General features: G+C 61.9%; 14 protein-coding genes and 3 pseudogenes. 6 read left to right on the top strand and 11 right to left on the bottom strand.

Annotation, left to right across the window (positions count from 1 at the left end):
* Positions 1–170: 170 nt before the first annotated feature.
* Entirely contained in the window at positions 171–611 is a 441-nt protein-coding gene (locus CXY75_RS07215; protein WP_104082142.1) for a GyrI-like domain-containing protein, read from the bottom strand.
* Positions 612–705: 94 nt separating this feature from the next.
* Between CXY75_RS07215 and CXY75_RS07220 the strand changes: the two genes are divergently transcribed.
* Positions 706–840 carry an alcohol dehydrogenase catalytic domain-containing protein gene (locus CXY75_RS07220; RefSeq protein WP_304481709.1) on the top strand — a complete coding sequence of 45 codons (135 nt, stop codon included), beginning with the start codon at positions 706–708 and terminating at the stop codon, positions 838–840.
* A 527-nt stretch (positions 841–1,367) separates the two neighbouring features.
* Here the strand turns inward: CXY75_RS07220 and CXY75_RS07225 are convergent.
* The gene (locus tag CXY75_RS07225; RefSeq protein ID WP_104082144.1) at positions 1,368–1,649 is read right to left on the bottom strand and encodes a hypothetical protein; all 282 of its coding nucleotides are present in this window, start codon (positions 1,647–1,649) and stop codon (positions 1,368–1,370) included.
* Between the two features lie 652 nt (positions 1,650–2,301).
* Positions 2,302–2,658, bottom strand: a pseudogene (locus CXY75_RS07235) (transposase); the annotation flags it as partial.
* Between the two features lie 404 nt (positions 2,659–3,062).
* On the opposite strand from CXY75_RS07235, the pseudogene CXY75_RS07240 reads away from it, so the two are divergent.
* A pseudogene (locus CXY75_RS07240) lies at positions 3,063–3,903 on the top strand (IS30 family transposase).
* Positions 3,904–3,934: 31 nt separating this feature from the next.
* On the opposite strand, the gene CXY75_RS07245 reads toward CXY75_RS07240, so the two are convergent.
* The 3 genes from CXY75_RS07245 to CXY75_RS07255 form a co-directional block, all read right to left on the bottom strand.
* Positions 3,935–4,405 (bottom strand): NUDIX domain-containing protein, encoded by a 471-nt coding sequence (locus CXY75_RS07245; RefSeq protein WP_369826696.1) that lies wholly within the window; start codon positions 4,403–4,405, stop codon positions 3,935–3,937.
* A 323-nt stretch (positions 4,406–4,728) separates the two neighbouring features.
* Positions 4,729–5,835, bottom strand: coding sequence for a sensor histidine kinase (locus tag CXY75_RS07250; RefSeq protein WP_233201787.1), 1,107 nt, complete (start codon positions 5,833–5,835; stop codon positions 4,729–4,731).
* Positions 5,836–6,229: 394 nt separating this feature from the next.
* A complete protein-coding gene (locus tag CXY75_RS07255) occupies positions 6,230–6,637 on the bottom strand; it encodes a hypothetical protein (protein ID WP_104082146.1) in 408 nt (135 codons plus the stop codon).
* A gap of 249 nt (positions 6,638–6,886) precedes the next feature.
* Here CXY75_RS07255 and CXY75_RS07260 point away from each other — a divergent pair, with 249 nt between their 5' ends.
* The 3 genes from CXY75_RS07260 to CXY75_RS07270 all read left to right on the top strand — a co-directional run bounded on the left by CXY75_RS07260 (position 6,887) and on the right by CXY75_RS07270 (position 8,735).
* Complete coding sequence (locus CXY75_RS07260; protein WP_104082147.1) at positions 6,887–7,537, top strand: response regulator transcription factor; 651 nt, start codon at positions 6,887–6,889, stop codon at positions 7,535–7,537.
* 181 nt (positions 7,538–7,718) lie between these two features.
* A complete protein-coding gene (locus tag CXY75_RS07265) occupies positions 7,719–8,507 on the top strand; it encodes a hypothetical protein (protein WP_146069400.1) in 789 nt (262 codons plus the stop codon).
* A gap of 12 nt (positions 8,508–8,519) precedes the next feature.
* Positions 8,520–8,735 (top strand): hypothetical protein, encoded by a 216-nt coding sequence (locus CXY75_RS07270; RefSeq protein ID WP_104082149.1) that lies wholly within the window; start codon positions 8,520–8,522, stop codon positions 8,733–8,735.
* A gap of 73 nt (positions 8,736–8,808) precedes the next feature.
* Here the strand turns inward: CXY75_RS07270 and CXY75_RS19785 are convergent, their stop codons facing one another.
* Together CXY75_RS19785 and CXY75_RS07275 are read right to left on the bottom strand one after the other, a co-directional pair.
* The gene (locus CXY75_RS19785) at positions 8,809–8,982 is read right to left on the bottom strand and encodes a hypothetical protein (RefSeq protein WP_158251151.1); all 174 of its coding nucleotides are present in this window, start codon (positions 8,980–8,982) and stop codon (positions 8,809–8,811) included.
* A pseudogene (locus CXY75_RS07275) lies at positions 8,979–9,266 on the bottom strand (transposase); the annotation flags it as partial. The gene CXY75_RS19785 and the pseudogene CXY75_RS07275, both read right to left, overlap by 4 nt.
* A 102-nt stretch (positions 9,267–9,368) precedes the next feature.
* On the opposite strand from CXY75_RS07275, the gene CXY75_RS07280 reads away from it, so the two are divergent.
* Complete coding sequence (locus CXY75_RS07280) at positions 9,369–9,662, top strand: hypothetical protein (RefSeq protein WP_104082150.1); 294 nt, start codon at positions 9,369–9,371, stop codon at positions 9,660–9,662.
* A 148-nt stretch (positions 9,663–9,810) separates the two neighbouring features.
* Here CXY75_RS07280 and CXY75_RS07285 read toward each other — a convergent pair whose 3' ends face one another.
* From CXY75_RS07285 to CXY75_RS07295, 3 genes are all read right to left on the bottom strand, one after another.
* Positions 9,811–11,214: a cryptochrome/photolyase family protein gene (locus tag CXY75_RS07285; protein WP_233201788.1), complete on the bottom strand. Its 1,404-nt coding sequence runs from the start codon at positions 11,212–11,214 to the stop codon at positions 9,811–9,813.
* A 552-nt stretch (positions 11,215–11,766) separates the two neighbouring features.
* Positions 11,767–12,804 (bottom strand): glycine betaine ABC transporter substrate-binding protein, encoded by a 1,038-nt coding sequence (locus CXY75_RS07290; protein WP_104082151.1) that lies wholly within the window; start codon positions 12,802–12,804, stop codon positions 11,767–11,769.
* A complete protein-coding gene (locus CXY75_RS07295; protein ID WP_104082152.1) occupies positions 12,805–13,641 on the bottom strand; it encodes an ABC transporter permease in 837 nt (278 codons plus the stop codon).
* Between the last annotated feature and the right edge of the window lie 154 nt (positions 13,642–13,795).

Consider the following 13,795-nt stretch of genomic DNA (forward strand, 5'->3'; position numbering starts at 1 on the left):
CGCTCGCTGATTGTGCACCACCCGGGAAAGACGACGTGTCACCGATTCCGTGCCTCACCACGTAGACGAGGCTGCCGCATCCGGACGACTGCGACAGCTGTGCGGATCACTGGCATTGCACGGCGGCTCGGCCGGATATAGCCTGATTTCGTCGTGAAGGGGGGAGGCCGTCAGATGAGAATGTCGACGTATAGTTCGTGCGGTTGTTGAACACCGTCGGATGTGTATCCGACATCGAGCTTGCGGTTCCCGAGAGTCAATCCCTGCTCTTCAGCCCAGTCATAAATGGTCTGGAAACCGCCTGCGATGGTTGCCACCGTACCGTCATGCCGGTGGTGGACGAATCTTCCACTGGGAAGGAGAGCCACAGCCATACCATCAGGCACTGAAACTTCGGCGGCGACAGCTACTGATCCAATAGTCTCGCGGTAACGGCCGTCGCCTAAATGGTTGCTAGCCTCGACGAAGACGCCTGTGCCTGAGTCGGGCAGCTCGTCTTGACGGGAAAACAGCTCGCGCCAGGCCGCAGGCATCTCGGAGCGTAGCTGGCCGAAGTAAGCGACAACTTCGATTCCGATGACAGCAGTCTCGCCAAGTTCAACAATCTCCATTGATGCCTCCCTGGCTTGGCCCCAAACGGTTTACTCATGTATCCAAAAATGATACGGCCTCGCCACTCTAGTCAGAGGGACTGTTCTGCCTGCAGTGCTCGGCCACGCGGGTGCTGGGATCGTCGAGGCTATTGGGGAGGGCGTGATGAGTGTCGAAGTGCGCGACCATGTGCTTCTGAGCTTTTCCAGTTGTGGGGTGCGTTCTCCCTGTGTCTCTGGGCATCCCTGATTCAACTTTCTAGATCACAATGCCGTGTCCAAGAACAGTGAAGCACGCCACTATGCCGACATCGGCATAGATTGATGATATGGACCCGCTGCGCCACGGCGGGACGGACCGGCTGTTCGGTGGGGTGCGGGCGCCATCGCCGTTGGGGACGTTGCTGCGCACGTTCACCTGGCCGTGTCCGCTAGCCCGACGCGGTCGCCGCCGGGATGGTCGTCGGGCTGGCCCGGGACAGCCCACTGCTGGCCGGCGCCGACTAGGTCGCCTACATCAATGCCCGCCCCACACGACACACCGGTCACACGCCAACACCACCTCAGGTCACAGGCCCCATCAGCCTACTTTGCCGAGACCCTGCGCCCTGGTCCTGGCAGCGATTGCCCACGCCAACGGCTCACACGAGCACTCCGGCGTCGACTTCAACGAGGACGGCACACCCCCCGAGGATTCTCCCGCCGGCCCTCGCTTTATCCCTGGCCAGAGGCCCACTGAACAAACCCGATCACCAACGATCCTTCATGGTTGTGTGCTTAGCTGGCGGATTGGCGAACTTGCCGGTCATCGAGCGGCTGGGTCAAACTGACTTTGGTCGTTGTGGTCAGGGCGATTGCCTGGCAGTCGGTACTGCCGGGGAGTGCACCTTCTGTCAGGTCGAGAGTGACATCTTTCATGGCCTCCGTGACAGTTGCATGAATGCCGGTACATGATGCTGGTCCCGCTAGGAAGGTGACCTCAATGGTGGTTGGCGTCACCTCGCGCCATGAATCCCAGACCAGCACGCTCGGCGATACCAGATCGTCGCGTGACGTCATGGTCTGGGGTGTGGCACTGCCGCTTTGAGGTGGGTGTGTGGCGGTGGACCCCGCACCTGGAGACGGTCCGGAGCCTGAGCAGCCCGCAAGAGCAACGGTGATCATCATGACTCCAGCTATCATTTTTACTCGCGTGATCCACCGCCTGGGCATTACCAGTCTCCGTTGGTTGCATTCTTCATCGTCTTCACAGCATTGTTGAAATAGGGGGCCCAGTTTTGGCCAGTTGTACTATTCCATGTCGACGTCACCGATCTCACATATCCGAGCCCTGACGTGTTGTTAAAATCATATGGCCACGGGCCTGACCCAGAGCGTTCGTAATGATGCTCATGACAAATCCCTTGACTGCATGATGCTTCCCTCATTTTTGGCGAGTCTCGTAACCGAATACTGCTTCTTGTGCAGATCGTATGAGCAGATAAGTCGAAGTCACAAGTAGGCATAAACGACGACTTGCACTGTCCCGATCTGAGACATATCGGCATAACCGCGGCGAGCCCTCCATGGAAACCTCGCCGCGATCCAGGATCGTCGCCAGTAGCCGGTAGGCGTCGAGGATCTCTAGCCGGCGGCTCGGACGTAAAGCACGAAATCTGTGGCTTTCGAATTTATATGGGACCCCCCTGACATAACCGTCGGTTAAATGCGGGCCCGGAAACACGGGTTTATGCCCGCCAAGGCTGAGCATGGCGAGGGCGATGAGGGCGTCGGGTGGTGATGTGAAGCCGAAGGCGATGCGGGTCATGAGGCGGATCTTGGTATTCATTGTTATCTGGACGCGTCCGTTGGAGAGGCCGTGCTCGATGGACGCCAGGATCGCCGGCTTCACGATGCTTCTTTGGAGTTTGACGAACGAGGGGATGCGGCAGCGGCGGGTCCAGCCGACCCATTTGTCGAGAGCTTCGATCGCTTCAGCGAGAGGCATCTTGAAGATCACGCGGAGGCCTTCCTTCAGGTAGTAATCGCGGGCTAGCCGCGGGTCGGTCTGCACGATCCAGGCGAGCTTGGCTTACTGCTTCTCGGTTGAGAATGCTCATCTCGATGTCAGCGAATTGCTCATTTGGCTGTCAGTGTCCAGGTCGATTCGTGCGGCCAGGGTGGAGATTGTTACGGGAATCTGTGCCTTTTGGCACCCTTTGGCGGCGATCTGTGATCACTGAATGGCGATCGAGCTAATTCTGCGAGACTCTAGAACGACCCCACAGTCTCGTATCCGTAGGGCGGCTTCAAGGGGTCGTAGCAACATCGTATGAGTGAGGTGTTGTTGATGGCGTCGAGAGTGGTGTTGAAGGATCGCGAAAACTTGTTTTGGGATCGGGTCCGTGAGGGATGTCGGCTGCGGCCGCGTGCGAATCTATAGGAGTGAACCGCAGACAGGGATATCGGTGGATCAAGGCCGCTGGCGGGCGAATACCCGTTCCGACCGTTGCGTCTTCGGGACGCTATTTGGGCCAAGAGGAACGTCTGCGCATCGCAGATCTGCGGCTTGGTGGTGCCGGCGTTCGCGCGATCGCACGGGACCTGGGGGCGCTCCGCGTCGACGATTAGTCGGGAGTTGCGTCGCAACTCCCACCCGACAACGCGCAACTACCGGCCGTATGCCGCGCAGAAACGCTGCGTGATTAGAGCGGGCCGGCCCAAGCCGAGCAAGCTCGACGACCGACTGCTTGCCGCTGCCGTTGAGGAGCGGTTGCGGAAGAACTGGAGTCCGCAGCAGATCAGCGGCGACCTCGCGGTCGTGTTCGCCGGCCAAGACGAACTGCAGGTCTCCCACGAGACGATCTATCACAGCCTCTACGTTCAAAGCCGTGGTTACGTCGGAGTTCACCTGCACCGGCACCTGCGGCGGGGCCGATCAGCGCGAAAACCGCGGGCCACGCAGCTGACCGCGGTGGGTAAAATTCGCGACAAAGTGATGCTGAGCGAACGGCCCAAAGAGGCCAACGACAGGCTGGTCGCCGGTCATTGGGAGGGCGATTTGATCGTCGGTTCGGCATCGGGATCGGCGATCGCGACTTTGGTTGAACGCACGACCCGGTTCGTCATCTTGGTACACCTGCCCAACGGCCTGCTGCGCCAGTACTTCCCGAAAGGCACCGATCTGAACGCTCACAGCGCCAAACGCCTCCTCGAAGTCGCCACTGAACTCAACGAGCGGCCCCGCAAAACCCTCAAACGCAACGCCCCAGCCAACCTGCTCGGCGAGCTAGTCTCGAAGAAGGAAATAACCCCTGTTGCTTCCACCACTTGAAATCGCCCTAGAGTTTCGAGACAGGCGACTCCTACTCTGTGTCCTGCTGCGCCCTAACTGGCGAATCGTGAATCACTCGGTCTATCCAGTGACGCCTCGGCAGAGTCAAGATCGTGTCGCGATGGAACCAACCTAGTTCGATGATCTCGTCAAGGTCCGGGGCGGCGTTGCTGAGAAGTTCGCATTCATACGCGATCGTCATGTAGCCGACCTGGTCGCCGTTGGGGTAAGTCACCATCATCGGCTCGCCGCCGTACGCACCTATGATGGCGTTGATCTGAATGCGTGCGCCGGTCTCTTCGAAAACCTCGCGAGCGACTGCATCCGATGGTTCTTCCCCGGGTTCGACTCCCCCACCGATCAGGCTCCACAAACCGGAGTGCGCATGCCGAGCTAATAAGAACTGTTCACCGTCACGGATTACGGCCGTAACTCCGGGAAGGAGCAAAAAGTCGTTCCCGATCCGAGTCCGGATTGATTCTATGTAGCTAGACATTGGCATTGCGGCAGTCTATTCGCCGCGCTGCTCTCGATACTCCTGCCCGCCATACACGGGGCTCGGATGTCTCGTAACCTCGCCGACCGTGCCCGGCCCCCACGGCGGCACCGAGCCGGGTGAACTGCGCCAGCAGGTCCGGAGCCGCTACGTCACTGTTGGCAGAAGTCCTGCCCTCGTCGTGGTTCGGCCCCAGGAAGACCCCGGCATGACTCCTACACATCGTGGCGGCGGCAGAAATCCGGCCGCGTGAGTGCGGGCATCCGTGGTCGCCGACGCACGATCTGCAGGAGTTGTGCCGCCCGTCCTCGAGGGCAGGCCGCGAAAAATCACTCGCCCCCGACCGGCACCGTTGCTCTCAGCAGCCAACCGTTGCTGTCGGGGCCGGCTGCCAACCGCCCACTGACCTGCTCCAGGCGTTGACGCGACCGGACCATGCCGCGGCCACCCACCGCTGCGCCGCGGGACCCGCTTGCAGACGAGGCAACATTGGCCACGACGAGTTCGACGACCTCGGAGCGACCGTCGATCACGATGCGCGCTGATCGTGAATTCGGCGCGTGCTTGATGATGTTCGTTACCGCCTCGATGGCGATCTCGGTGAGTATCCGTTCGATGACCGGAGAGAGGGGCAGCGTCGTGGGGGGCACGGTCACGACCGTCGCAATTCCGGCGTTGCGCAACAATGCCGCGAGCGACGAGAGCACGTCGACGAGACGTCCGTCGTAACGGGTGGCCCCTGCACCGTGCGTCGACGTTTCGCCGTCACGGATCAGTGCGAGCAACGACTGGATGCTGGTGAAGGCGCGTTCCGCGGAATGCTCAATCGTGGTCAGCGATACCGTGCGCGCAGCGTCATCCGGTTGGAGGGGCAGTGCTCGCGCGTGAAACAGCACGAGCGTGAGGTCGTGCGCGATGCCATCGTGGAGTTCGTCAGCGATCTTTTCCTGCTCCGCATGCGCCAGCAGGCCCAGTTCGTTCATGATCCGTCCGCGCTCGGCGATCAGGATGGCTTCACGAGCAGCCACGATGCGGAACGTGAGACCGGCCAGAAGCGCGATCACGGCGATGGCGGCGACGCCGTAGAAACCGCCTTCGGCCAGGACCGTGCCGCTGACCACCGTGTGCACTGAGAGCACGACCAGCAGCGTCGCGTACGCACTGAGTACCAGCGGAACACAGGTGGCCGAAACGAGGGCCAAGGCGATGGTCATCTCGAGGAGATCTCCCCCACTCCCGAGGAAGATCACTCCGACGCCACCGGCAACCATCACCACGCAGGTTGCCACCAGCGAATTCCAGGCGAAGGCGGCCACACCCGCGTAGAGGACCAGCGCCAGAAGATCGGAGCGAGTGAATTCCCGGGCCGCAATGATGAAGCCGAGGTTGACGCACACGAGAACAGCGACCGTGAGAATCAGCAGAACGCGAACCACCGGATGGAGAGCGTGTTGGTGCCAGAACTTACGTGTTCGAAGAATGCGTCTGATGGAGGTCAGGGACGCTTCGCCAGTGGACAGCACTCGACCGCCGGTTAACTGGGCGAAGTCATCAGGCGCAAATACCGCTGAACTGACACAGCCAGTCTCCGAAATCAGCGGTCGCGTAAAGCGCGGCAGCTGCAGCAGTTGCGACGGGGCCCACGGTATAGAAGTAAAGGGGCACTGTATTCATCTCCTCGGTTGTTCACGCGATGGATCGGGGCCAGCCGTGCAACCCGGACGTATCGTTCATATCCTACGTTTCGACGCCGACCCAGATGTGACGCTGACCGGGAAGTATGGTCCCAGGTCCACGGGTCGAGGAAGGGCTCTGCGATATTGTCGTGCCTCACGTCAAGTTACTCGCGAAATAAGTTCTGCGTGCCTCACGTAAAGCGCTCGCGAAATGTCCTGCCGAGTGGGGTGCTTGCGCGTAGGTTTTCGCTTCGGCCAAGCTGACCAGGTGGTGCTGGATGCGGGTGATCTGGTCGGTGAGGGCGGCGAGGCCGGGCTGCCAGTCGATGGCGAGCACATGGGTCATGATCGGGATCGCTTCGGCATGCCGGTTCTTCCTCGACCTCGTGGTCGATTTCCCGCCCGGACGCAGCCTTCGTTTAGGCGGCGCCAGCAGCCGGTCGATCGTCGCGGCGCTCATCTTCAGCAGCTGTTCCCGCTCCTCAGGGCCTACCTGATCGGCAACCTCCCTGAACGCCCCGCTAGCGGTGTGGTTTTCCATGTTCGTCACCGTGGCTTCCATGACCGCGGCCGTCGGCCCTCGACCAGCCGGTCACGGATCTCGCCCTTGCCCTTCTTCGACGCCGACCCAGAGGCCCGCGCTTCTTTCTTTGTGATCTCTCTACGCGCAGACAACGACAACCCAAAATCCCATCCCTCCAGCACATCAAAGTGCCCGAATCGGAGACAGAGTTCTCGTGAGTATTTTCTAAATGAGGCACGCACCCATTTCGCGAGCACTTGAGAGGAGTCTCGTCGATATCGTTAGTACATGGGGGTTGCCGTTAGAGTACTCATCGTCGACGATGATGACTTGGTACGTCACGCATTGCGTGCGTTCCTCACGCATGATGACCGCGTTGTCCTGGTCGGCGAAGCAACCGACGGCTCCGATGTCGTTCAGATCTGCGAAGCGGTGTCACCCGATGTCGTCCTGATGGACATCAGGATGCCCGTCGTTGGGGGAATCGAAGCGACCCGGCGCGTCCTAGGCTGGAATTCGCGCTGCCGTGTCGTCGCTCTGACGACCCTCACGACGGAATTGACCGCTATCGAAGTTCTGCGTGCGGGAGCCTGCGGCTATCTGCTCAAGAGCTCTCGTCCGGCAGAGATCATCGACGCCATCCTGTCCGCGCACACTGCTGAGCGAGTGGTCTCCCCCGGAATGCAGACGCCGATCGTCAGAGACACGGTCGCGTCGGGTGACCCGGGAATCATCCGCTCGACCGGTTTGAATGATCGTGAGCTCCAGATTGTCCAGCTGATCGCGACGGGCTTGTCCAACACGGACATCGCCGAAGCACTCAGCTACGCCGAAGGGACTGTCAAGGCGGACATCCGCCGCATCAATCAGCTCTGGCAGGTGCACAACAGGTTGCAGATCGTGCTTCGGGCTACCGAACTCGGAATCGTGACTCTGTGACGGACGCTGACGGATCGTCCTGACACATCGCTCTCGATCACTTCCGATCGCTAGCCCCTGGGCCAGAGTCCCCGTTTCTGCTTGGTCGGCGGCACCGATCGGAGTCACACTTTTTATGACCGACCTCGTCAGCGTCGGTCAAACAAGTGACACCCAGTGCAATGACGGAAAGTTGAGATCGATGTCGATAAGCATTCAATCCAGAACGAAGTTCACCAGTGGCCTGGTGGTGGCCGCATTGGCCGTTGCCCTCACGATCACGGCGCAGGCCAGGCCAGCCGCAGCGGCGACCATTCCTGAGACCGATCGCGCATCCACGAGCGCGCAGACACAGACCGCCGAACAGTGCGAGGTGAGCGCCGACTCGTCCAGCGACACAGCGGCCGCTGAGATGACGCAACTCGACCAAACAGCATCCGTCGAGGTCGCAACGAGAGTCGCGGTGCTCGCAGCGGATGCGGGGATCACCTCGCACACCGCGGCCGAGTTCGTGCAGCGAGACGAGGTCAAGGCCTACGCGATCCACATTGACGGCGTCACGGCCACGTCGGTGACCTTTCCCATCACCGGAGACCGCTTCGTGCAACCGAGCAACTTCTCGTTTATTTTGGACGACACGGGAGCCATCAACCAATACTCCGAGTCGACGGTCGTCGAGCTCGACAGCGGAATTTTCGATCTGACCACCTATGTTGACGGGGTGCACGTGCATTCCACGCAGGTGGATCCGAGCACTCTGGTCGGAGTCGCGTCAGCATCTTCCTTCAGCACCGCAGCAGCCAGCCCGAACCAGTGCATCATGGTCGTGCTCGGAGTGGGCGCCATCACGGCCGGAATCATTCTGGTCATGTGTGGCGGGTCGTGCTCTTTCCCGTATACAACTCCCACAGCCATCGTCTGTGCCGCGTGCGTTGCCGGAATCGCCACCGTGGGTGGCGGCTCGGTCGCGGCCGTCATGGGCTGCTTCTAAGGAGATGGCACGATGAAACGCACAGTTCCACGGTTTCTCGTCTTCTTCACGGTGATGGTGGCAGCCGCTTTGGCTCTCATCCTGGTGCTGCCGGCCAGCCTGGGTTCGGATGCCTCGATCCCCGCCGGGGTTCCCATCGCACTGGGCGCGCTCTTCGTAGTGAGCTCCTTCCTGGCCTGGCTGGTTCGGCCCAACTGGAAACAACTGGCAGCGCAGTCGCCGCAGTAGCAGTCAGGCCCGCCACCCTCGCGCCAAACCGTGAGTTAAGCATCCGTTTTCGGCGGGCAAAGCCATGCCGAACTCACGGTTCGACGAGCGGGTCACGCTGACCGGGCGGTGGCGTTCCGGCGACGCTGGCGAACCAGCATCCCAGCAGCAACAACAGCAGGTCGAACCCGGCAGACGCAATGCCGCCGGTCTGCATCATCGGGTGTGAAGGGAGTGTCTCGGTAACGGTGTTTCCGGCGTTTTTCATGAGTAGGATTCTGCGTTCGGCCAGCGGTCACGGAAGGTGATGGCGAAGGCGTTGAGTGCTGACTTCCACCTCATCGTCCAACGAGCTCGGCCCACTCCGGTGGGGTCGAGACGTCGAGTGACCAGATACAAGCATTTTAGAGCGGCCTGCTCGGTGGGGACATGTCCTCGAGCACGCACCGCCCGCCGATACCGTGCATTAAGCGACTCGATCGCATTCGTGGAGCAAATCACCTGACGAATCTCGGAGTCGTAGGACAGGAACGGGGTGAACTCTCCCCACGCGCACTGGCCACAACCCCGCCACGGGCCAGAAATCACCATCCAAACGCTTAACTGAACGGTATTGGGTTTAGCCTCAATCCACCGCTCCGCCATCTCAGCGGCGTGGTCAGTGAGGTACCCACGGCGAACATGGCCGCCGACTCGGCGTCTAAGTCGGCCCTTGCCGCGTGGGGCAAGGCCACCGAGCGGGAACTGCGCCGTGCCGGCATCCGCGTTTTCGATGCCCGTCCCGCGCACACCGAGACCGGACTGGTCACGCGCGCCCTCGAAGGCAGCGCACCCAAACTGGCAGCAGGCCTTGACCCCGCAGCCGTGGCTCGCCGTATCGTTGCCGGAATCGACGACGGCGAGCGCGACCTGCCGAGTTCGGCGTTCACCGGCGCAGAAGCCAGCTAGCCCTGCGCGACCAGCTTGACCCGCCGGGCCCTACCAGGTCGTGCGCTCCCTCTCCTGAGCGACGACCTGGTCGCGGTCGACGAGGCGGCGCAGGCCGGCCAGGGGTTGGCTCATGCGGTGATTCCCACGAATGCGGGGCTCCACCCGATCAAGGANTGCGGTGATTCCCACGAATGCGGGGCTCCACCCGATCAAGGAATGCCCAGTATCCAGCCGTGAAGGGGCAGGCATCAGGACCCAGCCGTACCTTGGGATTGAAGCGGCAGGATTTGCAGAAATCCGTCATCTTCGAAATGTAGGCACCACCAGAGGCATAGGGCTTCGTGGCGACGATTCCACCGTCGGCGTGCTGGGACATGCCCACGACGTTGGCCGGCATCACCCACGGTGTTCCATCGACAAAAGCGTTAATGAACCAGTCGGAGAGCGCCGCCGGCTGGTAGCCCCGTTGCAGGGACCAGTTCCCCAGAATCATCAGTCGCTGGATGTGGTGGGCCCAGCCGGTGCGATTGACCTCATCGAGCACATGGCTGAGGCATCGAGCTTCGACCGACGTGCTGCTCAGCTTCAGAAACGCCGGGGGCAGGGGCTCATGGGCCGCCAGAAAGTTGCTCTCGGCGACGTAGTTCTCACCCAGATGCCAGTACAGGTGCCAGACCCAGTCGCGCCAGCCCATGATCTGTCGCACCACCGATTCGACGCTCGCCAGCGGTGCCCCGCCCCCGTGCGCACTACCGTCGTGATAGGCGGCGACGACCGCGTCGATCACCTCCTGCGGATGCAGCAGCCCGAGGTTCAGGGGCACGCTCAGCCGGGAATGGGCCATCTCGCTGTCCCCGATCAGCGAGGCGTCCTCGAACGGCCCGAAGTCGGCCAGCCGGGTCTCGATAAAGTCATCGAGCGCGGCGAGGGCTTCCGCCCGGGTGGCGGCGAACTGGCGCGGCCCGTCAGACCCGATCAGATGCACGCGCCCCTCGGCCACGAGCCGGTCCAGGTCGCGGCGCACCTCGGCGTCGATGTCGTCTTCGACGGGAGCCCAGACATCCGGCAGTCCCAGACTGGCCGCACCCTTCGGCGGCGGCTGCCGGTTGTCGTGGTCGAAGTTGAAGCGGCCACCCTCCGGCTCGGTGCCACGCATCAGCACCCCGGTCGAGGTGCGCACACTGCGGTAGAACTGCTCGAGCACCAGCCGTGACGCCGGGCGGCCGTCGGCCCACTGCGCGAAGTCGTGCTCACTCGTGACAAAGCCTCGACTGGGCAGCACGGCAGCGCCCAGCTCGGTGACCAGGGCTCGGGCGCCCCAGGATGTGGGGTTGATCACCTCGAGGTCGCGCCCTGCCAGAACGTCCCGGTAGTGCTCGGCGTGCAGGAACTCGACGCGATCACCGAGCTCGCGGGCTCGGTGACGCAGCGCACTGAGGATCAGGTGGGCTTTGGCCCGGTGATAGGTGCGCCGTCCCAATACGGCAGTCGCTTCGACCAGTACGATCGGACCGCCATCGTCGTAGTGGGGGCCGAGCTGATCGGCGAACAGAAAACGTGGCAGGGACATGCCGCCGAGTCTAGCCGCGACGATTCCCTACCCCGACAAAAAAATCGCCCGCGGCCTAAGCCTCAATACCGTTCAGTAAGTACTTGAATGGTATTGAGGCTAAGGACGGGTCTTTGCGCTGGCTTGCTGCTTGTGGTCAGATGTTGCCAAGCATGTCGATCGCTGCAGGCCAGGGATAACCCTGGATGGCTTTCTCAAAAATCGGTGCCGCTACCCGCTCAGCGAACGCCTTTTTCGTGGTCATGTCGAATAAGTGCACTCCGCATGGATGAGTGTGTCGTCGTGGTAATGGTGTATCGCGTGTGCTGCCTCGTCAAAGCACGCACATGGGGTGTTTCTGATCGGTTGGCGTGACCCATGCCACCAAACTGTCCGTCCTGTCATCATCGTTGTCGGTTTACTGATTCCCGCGCCGGGTCAGCACTCCGGGACATCGAAGCTGGTCGCACTGGGTTCGATAATGAGATGCTCGAGCACCTGTACGCCTGGCCCGCTTCTATGGTGCTGGCCCGGACGATCGTGCTGTTCGCGGCCTTCGTCGCCCCTGTCTGGTTAGCTGGTTGGGTCGGTGATGAAACCTTCGTCGATCATCCAGGCGTAGGCCACATCGGCGGGTTCGGCGCCTTCGACGTCGACTTGACGGTTCATGCTGCGCAGAACCTCGTCGGTGAGTTTGGGTGATATTTTGGCGAAGATCTTTTCCAGGCCGGGGTGCGCCTTGAGCGTTTCAGTGTAGAAGATCGGTGCCACGTTGTATGCCGGGAAAAATGCGAGGTCGTCGGTTAGGACGGTGAGGTCGAGTGCGTCGAGGCGGCCGTCAGTTGTGAAGACTTCGCCGAAGTTGCAGGCGCCGTTGTCGGTTGCGCTGTAGATGGCGCCGGTGTCGTAGATGCCGATGTTGCTGTCGGGCACGCCGTTGGCGGTGCCGCGTTCTAGTCCGTAGTGGGCGAGCATGGGGTTCATGCCGTCTGGCCGGGAGTTGAATTCGGACTCGACGCAGAAGGTGCGTTCCGCGACGGGTAGTGCGGCAAGTTCGGACATGGCTGTGATGCTGCCGAGGTCGGCGACTGCCTCACTGCGTACGGCGAGGGCGTAGGTGTTGTTCATCGGTGCTGGTGCGCCCCAGGTGACACCGTTTTTGAGGTCGAGGTCGTGTACGGCTTGCCACATTTCGTCCTGGTCGGTGATTGCCTCAGTCTGGCCAAGGTAGGTCAGCCACGTGGTTCCGGTGTAATCCCAGAGCACGTCGGCCTGGCCAGAGAGAAGCAGATCACGGGCTGGCTGGCTGCCCGGCACGTTACTGAGGTCGGTGACGTCGAATCCGGCGGCGGTTCCGGCGAGCACCGCAATTTTGCCGAGCAGTAGTTGCTCGGTGAAGTTTTTGGATGTGACTGTGAGGTTGACGCCGTCGGCGCCGTCGAGCGGGATGATCGACCCGGGTCCAACCGCGGGAACATATGAGGTCGCCGGCTGCAATCCGCAGCCGGTCAGGGTGACGGCGGTCAGGGCGAGGATGCCCGTGGCAAGGCCCCAGCGGCCGAGGGACCCGCGGCGGGCGCGAGGATGGGTGGAGGAAGAGGGGCGGTGCATCTAGAGTCCCTTCGGGCGGGCGATGTGTTCTACGACGCGGCCGACCCAGTCGATGAGGAGCGCGAGCAGTGCTACGAGTAGGGCTCCGGTGACGAGTACGGGGGTGAGGCTGAGATTGACGCCGGTGGTGATGAGGATGCCCAGTCCGCCGCCGTTGACGAACGTGGCCAGGGCTGCGGTGCCCACTAGGAGGACGAGGGCGGTACGCACGCCCGACAGCATGACCGGCACGGCGAGGGGAAGTTCCACGCGAAAGAGTACGGCTGTGGAACTCATTCCCATGCCGCGACCGGCTTCGATGAGGCGAGCGTCGACCTGCTGCAAGCCGACCATGGTGTTGCGCAGTACCGGGAGCACTGCGTAGAGCACGAGGCTCAGCGTCGCTGCCCAAAATCCGAAGCCGACCCAGAAGGCGAGGAGTACGACGACGCCGATTGCGGGGGCGGCTTGTCCGACGTTGGCGATGGCGAGTACCGGAGCGGTCAGAAACCGCAGGGGCCGCCGGGTCAGGGCGATTCCCACGGGAATCGCGATGACCAAGACGATAACTGCCGCGAGGAGGGTGAGTTGGATGTGCTCCACGGTGTAGACCCAGAGCGCGTCCGGAGCGAGAGTGGTCAGTTCGACCGGCGAAAGGTTAGCTGTCAGCAGCCAGATCACGAGCGCAAGGAACGCGAGCAGGATGCCGGCAAGTTGGTAGATCAGTCCCCGCCAGGATTGCCATACCGCGCGGGCGTGACTGATCGGTGCGGCCAGCGTGGTGGGGTCGCCGGGTGTTTCAACGGCGGAGTCGCCGTCGGCGATGCCGGCTTCTGTATTCAGGGTGCGGGTGTTCATTGAGTGGCCCGCACGTTAGCGTCGTTGCTATCGGTGTCGCTCGGGTTGGCGTTGGCGGCGGGTGCTTGTGCTTGGAACACGCCGGTGTTGAGTCCGACGGGTGCGTGGTCTGATTCGAGCACGGCAGCGGTTTGTGACCGGGTGATGGCGTCCA

Source organism: Cryobacterium sp. Y11 (assembly GCF_002929535.1).
In the GTDB taxonomy this organism is placed as follows: Bacteria; Actinomycetota; Actinomycetes; order Actinomycetales; family Microbacteriaceae; genus Cryobacterium.

Coding starts and splice junctions, on each gene's coding strand:
- CXY75_RS07215 (WP_104082142.1), bottom strand. CDS start 611: ATGGAGATTGTTGAACTTGGCGAGACTGCTGTCATCGGAATCGAAGTT.
- CXY75_RS07225 (WP_104082144.1), bottom strand. CDS start 1,649: ATGACGTCACGCGACGATCTGGTATCGCCGAGCGTGCTGGTCTGGGAT.
- CXY75_RS07245 (WP_369826696.1), bottom strand. CDS start 4,405: ATGCCAATGTCTAGCTACATAGAATCAATCCGGACTCGGATCGGGAAC.
- CXY75_RS07255 (WP_104082146.1), bottom strand. CDS start 6,637: ATGGAAGCCACGGTGACGAACATGGAAAACCACACCGCTAGCGGGGCG.
- CXY75_RS07260 (WP_104082147.1), top strand. CDS start 6,887: ATGGGGGTTGCCGTTAGAGTACTCATCGTCGACGATGATGACTTGGTA.
- CXY75_RS07265 (WP_146069400.1), top strand. CDS start 7,719: ATGTCGATAAGCATTCAATCCAGAACGAAGTTCACCAGTGGCCTGGTG.
- CXY75_RS07270 (WP_104082149.1), top strand. CDS start 8,520: ATGAAACGCACAGTTCCACGGTTTCTCGTCTTCTTCACGGTGATGGTG.
- CXY75_RS19785 (WP_158251151.1), bottom strand. CDS start 8,982: ATGAAAAACGCCGGAAACACCGTTACCGAGACACTCCCTTCACACCCG.
- CXY75_RS07290 (WP_104082151.1), bottom strand. CDS start 12,804: ATGCACCGCCCCTCTTCCTCCACCCATCCTCGCGCCCGCCGCGGGTCC.
- CXY75_RS07295 (WP_104082152.1), bottom strand. CDS start 13,641: ATGAACACCCGCACCCTGAATACAGAAGCCGGCATCGCCGACGGCGAC.